Below are 1,455 nucleotides of genomic sequence, written 5' to 3'. Positions count from 1 at the left end.
TGGAACTGATAACAGTCATCATATAATCATGGTTCATAACAGCCTGTTTGCTTTTAAGGTGTTGACTGCTATTGAAGGTTTTCTCCTGATTAAGAGCATTAAGTGCGATCCGCTCCTTGTAGAGCAAAATTCCGAGGACTATGAAAGGAAAGGATCTGACATTGATCTTCATTCCAAATAGTATCTAAACTCCAATGGAGTTGATTTTAACTGAAGTTCCCCTGTACTTTTGTACTACTAGAGCACGGAAAGGCTATCCCCATAAGGGATAAGCTTTATTTAGCATACTCTTTGTGTGCCCATGTAATTTTCCAATTTTCTTAAGATTCAAGGTTGGGTAACTTTGGCGATAATGTAGTCATGTATATAGAACGAGTTCCCAATCGAAACTCACCACCTGCTGTCCTTCTCAGGGAATCATACCGAGAAGGAAATAAAGTTCGTAAACGCACCCTAGCGTTCTCTGTCTAAATTACCTGATGATGTCATCGAAAATTTACGCATTGTACTCAAAGGAGGAGTGGCCGTTGAAAATTATGGGGAGGCTTTTCAGATAAAAAGAAGCTTACCTCATGGCCATATTTCCGGGGTTCTAGGCACTCTGAACAAATTAGGAGTTCCAGAACTAATAGATGGGTTTTGCTTCAAAAAATCGGGCAGTTATCATCGCCATGATAGTTGCCCGAATAATTGACCCCTGTTCAAAATTGGCAACGGCTAGAGGATTAAATCAGGAAACTTGTGGTTCATCTTTGAGCCATCTACTCGGAGAACGAATCAACAGATGAAGATGACTTATATGAAGCCGCTTATTGGCTGATAGCTAGACAAACAAGAATTGAAAATGAACTGGCGAAAAAGCATTTAGAAGAGGGTGCATTAGTTCTGTATGATGTCAGTTCCACCTATTTTGTTCGCGTAGCGGAGGCCGTAGGCCACAGGGAAAAACCTGTCTAAGAGCAAGCTACGGTTATAGTCGAGACAAAAAAAGGGGAAAACAACAAATAGTATTTGGCTTGCTGTGTAATCGAGAAGGATGTCCCATTGCTGTGGAAGTTTTTGAGGGAAATACATCCGACACTACCACAATGGCCTTACAAATCGAGAAAGTCCGTGATCGCTTTGGACTCTCCAGAATCATCTGGGTTGGAGATAGAGGCATGATTACTCAAACCCGTATCAACCAAGAGTTCTCGACAAGAGAGGATCTCGATTGGATTACAGCCTTAACTGCTGCTCAAATCAAACTCTTGGCTGACCAAGAAGTGATTCAACTGGGACTGTTTGATGAACAAAATTTAGTGGAAGTGGAATCCGTAGATTATCCGGGGGAAAGATTAATCGCTTGTCGCAATCCAATAACTGCTGAGTCAAGGGCTCAAAAACGAGAAAAACTCTTACATAAAACAGAATAAGAATTAGAAAAAATTGTTCAAGCTACTCTCCGATAAAAAA

The 1,455-nt window shown here is 40.8% G+C and carries 2 protein-coding genes; both read left to right on the top strand.

Translation table 11 applies throughout. The annotated features are described in order from the left end of the window. Window positions 1–632 precede the first annotated feature (632 nt). Window positions 633–788: a hypothetical protein gene (locus F6K49_RS48630; protein ID WP_293109874.1), complete on the top strand. Its 156-nt coding sequence runs from the start codon at window positions 633–635 to the stop codon at window positions 786–788. Between the two features lie 228 nt (window positions 789–1,016). Continuing rightward, window positions 1,017–1,415, top strand: coding sequence for a hypothetical protein (locus tag F6K49_RS48625; protein WP_293109872.1), 399 nt, complete (start codon window positions 1,017–1,019; stop codon window positions 1,413–1,415). The last annotated feature ends 40 nt before the right edge of the window (window positions 1,416–1,455 follow it).

This window comes from Moorena sp. SIO3I6, from assembly GCF_010672095.1.
The sequence above is the reverse complement of the archived record's forward strand: the minus strand, read 5'-3'. Positions and strand labels throughout refer to the sequence as shown.

Excerpts from the sequence above, each read along its gene's own strand:
- F6K49_RS48630 (WP_293109874.1), top strand. The coding sequence starts at position 633 with ATGGGTTTTGCTTCAAAAAATCGGGCAGTTATCATCGCCATGATAGTT.